Below are 6,294 nucleotides of genomic sequence, written 5' to 3' on the forward strand. Positions count from 1 at the left end.
GTCGAAGAAGTACGCGGCCTCCGCCGCGGTGTCGCTGACCAGGTGGGGACCGGCCGGGGGGGACGTGGAACGGCTCAGCGGCGTACGGAAGAGACTGCGGAGGTGGCGGAGGGTCTCGGGGGTGACGTGCGCCGGCCGCGGCACGGGGGTGGCCACCGGGGCGTCGGGGGTCACCCCGGCCGCCGGTGCGTCCGGGGGGATCGCCCCCGACAGGAGCAGCGCCACGAGCACCGGGACGGCCTTGCGGCGCAGAGCCTCCGTGGCCGCGTGCAGCCGGTGGGCACGGTTCGCGGGCAGCGACAGCGCGAGGCTCCCCGCGGCGTCGCCGGTCGCGATCGGGACCGCCGAGCAGACCGCGCCGGGGGAGTACTCGCGCAGGTCGAAGACCGGCGCGCCCGGAGCCAGCGCGTCGAGGGCGGTGAACAGGACCCGGCTGTCGGTGATCGTCTGCGGGGTGAGCCGGGCCGGCCGGTGCCGGGCGACGTGGTCGCGTCGCCGGTCGTGGTCGAGCTGGGTCAGCAGGCACTTGCCGACGGCGCTGGCGTGGGCGGCGGTCCTGAAGTCCACCCACTCCCGAACCGGCGGGGCCCCGGGCCCGTCGGCCATCTGGGTGATCCGGACCTCCCCCTCGGCATACCGGCTCAGGTACACCGCGGCGCCCGCGCTGTCCCGGGCCAGGGCCAGGGTGCGCTGGAGCTGGCCCGCCAGCCCGCTGCCGCCGGGGGCGGCGAGCCGGTCGAGGGCGGGCCCGCGCGCGTAGACGCCCGCGCCCGGCCGGTACGCGTACTCCTCCTCGCACAGCATCGCCAGCAGCGGTCGCAGCTCCGCCTCGGCGAGAGCGGCCTCCCGCCCCAGCTGGGCGGCCCGTACCCCCAGCGGATGCTTCTCGAGGACCCGTACGACGGCCAGCGCGCGCCGCGCCTCCGCCAGCGCCTCGCTCGTCCCCGCCTGCCCGGCCCGCCCCGTGCTCCCGCGCGCCGCCGAGGCCAGCGCGGGATGCCGCAGCGGCCCCGCGCCCAGCCGGGCCGGCTGCGGGGACTGCGCCACCGCCGCGGGCGGCGGCCGGAACGCGTCCAGCACCGAGGGCAGTCCGGGCCTCGGCAGCGGCACCGAGCCCAGATCGGGATCGTCGAGCTGGTCGACGTAGCGCAGTACGGTCGCCTGCGCACACAGCCGCACCTCGCGCAGGTCCCGGCGGCCGCTCGGCCGGAAGCCGCTCCGGCCCAGCTCGCGCGCCCAGAACCGGGCGTCGTGGTGCTCCCCGCGCCGGGAGTGGTCGAGGAAGAGGCAGTACGCGGCCGGGGCGGTCCGTGCCCGCCCGGTACCGGCGGCGAACTGCCACCAGAAGCGGGCGCCTTCGCGCAGCCCGGCCAGGTGCAGCAGACAGCCGAAGACGACCGCCCCGGCAAGATCGGTGTGCCTGCTCTCGAGGAAGGCCGTGAGCTGCACCTCGGCCTTCGGACTGCACACGGCGGCCAGGCAGACGGCCTTCAGGTCGCGCCGGGCGCGTTCGGAGTCGAGGGGGCAGTCCCGCGCGGGGTCGCTCCATCCGTACGCGGCCCGGCGCCGGGAGGGCGCCGCGGCGGCCCGCTCCCGGGAGGCGCGCAGCAGCCGTACCTCGGCCGCGCCCAGGTCGTAGTGCGGGTACCGGTCGCGGACGCCGGCCCGGGTCAGGAACTCGGCCAGGGAACGGCGGGTGGCGTCGCCGCCGAGCTCCTCCGTGCCTTCGCGCCGCCTCATGATTCGGCGGAGGTGTCGAGCATGCGGGCGAGCCGCCGGTGGGCCTGGCCGAGCTGCGAGCGGACGGTGGCCTCGTCGACGCCCATCACGGAGGCGGCCTCGCCGGGGGTGCACTCGAGCCCGTAGCGCAGCAGCACGGCGTCGCGCTGGCGCTCGGCGAGCCGGGAGACGGCGGAGTAGAAGCGGATGGTGTCGGTCAGCACCTCGTACTGGTCGGCGTGGGCCTCCTTCAGGGCGGCCTCGAAGGCGCTGATGTCCATCGGTTCGGGCCAGGTGCCGCGCCGCTGCTGCCGGTCGACCAGCCGCTGCTTGAGGAGGGTCCAGGCGTATGCGTCGAGCCGGTCCATGTGGAGCATGCGTAACCACTCGTTCATGATCGAGTCGAAGGTGGCGTCCACCGCGTCCTCCGCAGCCGTGTCGGAGCCCAGCTGCAGATACGCGAAGCGCATGTACGAGGGCCGCCGGTTGGCGTGGAAGGCCCAGTACGAAAGCCGCGCCGTCGGGTCCCACTGACTCATCGGCGTCGGCCGCCGCCGTCGGCTGGGCAGTCCCACGGCCCCACCACCGGACTCCTCTGGTCCGCCATCGCTCACCGTTTCACCTCACCTCGTCCCCTGTGCGCGGACAGCCTGGCAGTGCGGGCGCACTCGGAGGGCACAGAAGAGAAACCTCGAAAGATTACGTTCGGTGATGATCGATTCGTGACAGACTTCGACCATGCACGGGCCCAGTCCGCGCGTACGCATATGCCGGGGCCGAGCCAGGCCTCCATGCACACGGCGTACGCCGTGTGACCAGCCAGGATGACCGTCCCGACGGACCGGCCGACCGAACCCCGGACACCGGTCCGCGGTGATCCGGTCCGGCTGTAACATGGGCCCCTTGCGAGGGCCGTGACGGAGAGGTCACTTCCCTCGCTTTTGCGTTACGTCCACCCCACGGAAAATGCGGCACGTGGCCTTTCGGCGGTTCGATACGATGAACCGCATCACAATCCGTCACGTCACGTTGTCACGCATAGACGAAATGGAGCATCCGAGGATGGCTCGACACCTGATCACCAGCGCGCTTCCGTACATCAACGGGATCAAGCACCTGGGCAACATGGTCGGGTCGATGCTTCCGGCGGATGTGTACTCCCGGTACCTCCGCCAGCGCGGCCACGACGTCCTCTACATCTGCGCCACCGACGAGCACGGCACCCCCGCCGAACTCGCCGCCAAGGAGGCCGGTATCTCGGTCGCCGAGTTCTGCGCGCAGGCCCACGACGCCCAGAAGGCGGTCTACGACGGCTTCGAGCTGTCCTTCGACTACTTCGGCCGCAGCTCCTCCGCGCAGAACCGGGAGATCACCCAGCACTTCGCGCGCAAGCTGCAGGAGAACGGGTTCATCGAGGAGCGCGCGATCCGGCAGGTGTACTCGCCGGTCGACGGCCGCTTCCTGCCGGACCGCTACGTCGAGGGCACCTGCCCGCACTGCGGTTACGACAAGGCCCGCGGCGACCAGTGCGAGAACTGCACCCGCGTCCTCGACCCCACGGACCTGATCGAGCCCCGCTCGGCCATCTCCGGCTCCACCGAGCTGGAGGTCCGCGAGACCAAGCACCTCTTCCTCCTCCAGTCCAGGCTCCAGCACGAGGTCGAGGCCTGGGTCTCCGAGCACGAGGCGGAGTGGCCGCAGCTGGCCTCCTCCATCGCCCGCAAGTGGCTGACCGAGGGCCTGCACGACCGCGCCATCACCCGCGACCTCGACTGGGGTGTCCCGGTCCCCGCCGACACCTGGCCCGAACTGGCCGCCGAGGGCAAGGTCTTCTACGTCTGGTTCGACGCCCCGATCGAGTACATCGGCTCGACCAAGGAGTGGTCGGACCTGGACCCGGCGAACCGCGACTACAAGTCGTGGTGGTACGAGGCCGCGGACGTCCGCTACACGCAGTTCATGGCCAAGGACAACGTCCCGTTCCACACGGTGATGTTCCCCGCCACCGAACTGGCCACCCGTGAGCCGTGGAAGAAGGTCGACTACGTCAAGGCCTTCAACTGGCTGACGTACTACGGCGGCAAGTTCTCCACCTCGCAGAAGCGCGGCGTCTTCACCGACCAGGCGCTGGAGATCCTCCCGGCCGACTTCTGGCGCTACTTCCTCATCGCCAACGCGCCCGAGTCCGACGACTCGTCGTTCACGTGGGAGCACTTCACCGCCACGGTCAACAAGGACCTCGGCGGCACCCTCGGCAACTTCGTCAACCGCGTGCTGACCTTCTCCCGCAAGAAGTTCGGCGACGAGGTCCCGGCCGGCAGCCCGGCCGGTGAGGCCGAGGCCAAGCTGGGCGAGCAGATCGCCGAGCTGCTGGCCGAGTACGAGGGCCACATGGACTCCCTCCAGTACCGCAAGGCCGCGGCCGCGCTGCGCGCCCTGTGGTCCGCCGGCAACGCGTACCTCGACGAGAAGGCCCCCTGGCTGGAGGTCAAGACCGACCTGGACGGCGCGGCGCTCACGCTGCGCACCGCGATGAACCTCATCCACCTCTACTCGGTGGTCTCGGAGCCGTTCATCCCGGCCTCGGCGCGCACCATGCGCTCCTCGTTCGCGCTGGCCGACGACACGGCGACGTGGATCACCCCGGAGCAGGCCAAGTCGCTGGACGCGGTCCCGGCGGGTACGCCGTTCACCGTGCCGCCGGTGCTCTTCGCGCGGATCGCCGAGGAGGACCTGCAGTCCTACCGCGAGCGCTTCGGCGGTACCGAGGCGGGCTGACACCGGCACCCGTCCGAGCGAAGGGGCGCGGCCCTCGGGGCCGCGCCCCTTCGGCGTACCCGGCAGCGGCAGGCAGGGGAAACGAGCCGTCCCGGGAACGCAGTTCAAGGGCGGCGCGCAGGCCCTCGTCGCGGAAGCCGGGCGGCATCCTGGTGCACGGCTTCCGGGCCGAGAAGGAGCAGTGCGGCCCGTCGGCCTGGCACTCGGCAAGAGGTCCGTGATCACCATGCCGGAACGCGAGGGCCGCTGGTGTCGCAGCAGTAATTGAGACAGCATGCGGCGCATGGACTGGATGCCTCTGCTCTCCACGCTGACAGGTGCTGTCATCGGCATCGCTGCCACCCTGATTGCCGATCGCAACAGGTGGCGGCGCGAGGAAGCACGACACGCTCTGGAAGTGCGGCGCGCCGTGTACACCGAGTACGCCTCCGCCCTCAAAGACGCGGGGGAAGAGATACGGGCTGTCGCCCTGGGCGATCACATGTCCGAGTCAGCGCGTGATTCGGCGGTGCGCGAAGCCTTCCGTGGAACCGGATTGCACACGGCCAGCGAGCAGCTCTGGCTCGTGGGCCCGCCGCTCGTTGTTGCGGCGGGGAACGAGGCGTTTCACAGCCTGCGTCGGATGCGCGACGCCTATGCCCGCGGGGTCGCAGTCGGCTCCGCCGAGGACAGGGCCTTCATCCAACAGCGCCGCACGGCCATGGCTGAGATGCGCCGCCGCATGCGTGAGGATCTGGGTATCGGACCCCTCGGGATCGAATGACCACCGGCCGGAGAAGATGTCAGGAATTGCGCCGATCGCGAGCAGTCACCAGTGCAGGCTGTCGGCCTGGCACCCGTGATCGCTGCGCCGGCGGCTCAGAAGCAGGCTGCGTAATGCCTCGCGGCCGATACGGATCAACCGGCCGTGGACCCTGCGCAGGTAGGCGGCGAGCTTGCGCAGCGACCAGCGAGTGAACGGCAGGCCGAGCCTGGCCGGGCGAGTGGTGGCCGTGTGGGCAACGCAGTCCTCATCGGCAGGGCTGAGAAGGCGGGGACGGCCTCCCGCCCATTGAGGGTCCAGGCAGGCCAGGCCGATCTCGTTGAACCGGTGGATCACGTCGCGGACCGTGTCCTCGTCGGCCTGGACCAGCCGGGCGATCACCGGCACACGGTTGCCGCCGGCCGAGGCCAGCAGCATCATCGCGCGCCGGTGGCGCACCGAACTGGTGCTGCCCCGGCGCACGATCTGCCGCACCCGCTGCCCCTCCTGGTCGGTCAGTCTGCGCACCCGAACGGGCTCTGCCACCACGCCTCCAGCGGTCGGATCGGACGTCACCACACATCCAACCGCCACGACCACCAACCCGGCGAACCTACGCGGTCACAGCACTAGCGCGCCCGGCCGGCGCGCCCGGCCGGCGCGCCCGGCCGGCGCGCTCGGCTGCTGCGCCTTCTTCCCGCCGATGGCTTGAAGTAGCCCCTCCGTCGGAGATCTTGACGCGTCTGCGGCGTATCGAAGCGCTGCCGTGATCGTTTCTTCAGCCGAAACCCTCACAACCGTCCCCCCGCTACCGCCGGGGGCACCCCAACGGAACGGGAGGACGCTCGGTGACCGCTTGGCAGTACTTCGCCGGAGCAGGCCTGGTGGCGGTGCTCTGCCCGCTGCAGGGCCATGTGGCGGTCGCGGACGACGGCGCCGGCCGCGGCCACGGGGCCCGGCTCGACGCCCGCGGCCCGCCCGGGCGGCCCCCCCCCCCCGCCCCCACGGCACACCACCGGTTCGGCGGAATGCAGGCCTTCCGTAGCGCGGCTTGT

3 protein-coding genes and 3 pseudogenes are annotated in these 6,294 nt (G+C 71.7%); 3 read left to right on the forward strand and 3 right to left on the reverse strand.

The genetic code is table 11. From position 1 onward, the window contains the following. Positions 1 to 210: 210 nt before the first annotated feature. Both AB0I68_RS24045 and AB0I68_RS24050 read right to left on the reverse strand, forming a co-directional pair. Positions 211 to 930: pseudogene (locus AB0I68_RS24045) on the reverse strand (IclR family transcriptional regulator C-terminal domain-containing protein); the annotation flags it as partial. 806 nt (positions 931 to 1,736) lie between these two features. Beyond that, positions 1,737 to 2,258, reverse strand: a complete 522-nt coding sequence (locus tag AB0I68_RS24050) for an RNA polymerase sigma factor (RefSeq protein WP_363179407.1) — start codon at positions 2,256 to 2,258, stop codon at positions 1,737 to 1,739. A gap of 523 nt (positions 2,259 to 2,781) precedes the next feature. Here AB0I68_RS24050 and metG point away from each other — a divergent pair. Together metG and AB0I68_RS24060 are read left to right on the forward strand one after the other, a co-directional pair. Next, a complete protein-coding gene (gene metG / locus AB0I68_RS24055; RefSeq protein WP_363179408.1) occupies positions 2,782 to 4,497 on the forward strand; it encodes a methionine--tRNA ligase in 1,716 nt (571 codons plus the stop codon). A 283-nt stretch (positions 4,498 to 4,780) separates the two neighbouring features. Beyond that, a complete protein-coding gene (locus AB0I68_RS24060; RefSeq protein WP_363179409.1) occupies positions 4,781 to 5,260 on the forward strand; it encodes a hypothetical protein in 480 nt (159 codons plus the stop codon). A gap of 99 nt (positions 5,261 to 5,359) precedes the next feature. Here the strand turns inward: AB0I68_RS24060 and AB0I68_RS24065 are convergent. Next, positions 5,360 to 5,785, reverse strand: a pseudogene (locus tag AB0I68_RS24065) (helix-turn-helix domain-containing protein); the annotation flags it as partial. A 302-nt stretch (positions 5,786 to 6,087) separates the two neighbouring features. On the opposite strand from AB0I68_RS24065, the pseudogene AB0I68_RS24070 reads away from it, so the two are divergent. Beyond that, positions 6,088 to 6,294: pseudogene (locus tag AB0I68_RS24070) on the forward strand (hypothetical protein); the annotation flags it as partial.

Origin of the sequence: Streptomyces sp. NPDC050448 (assembly GCF_040655295.1) — a bacterium.
Classification (GTDB): domain Bacteria; phylum Actinomycetota; class Actinomycetes; order Streptomycetales; family Streptomycetaceae; genus Streptomyces.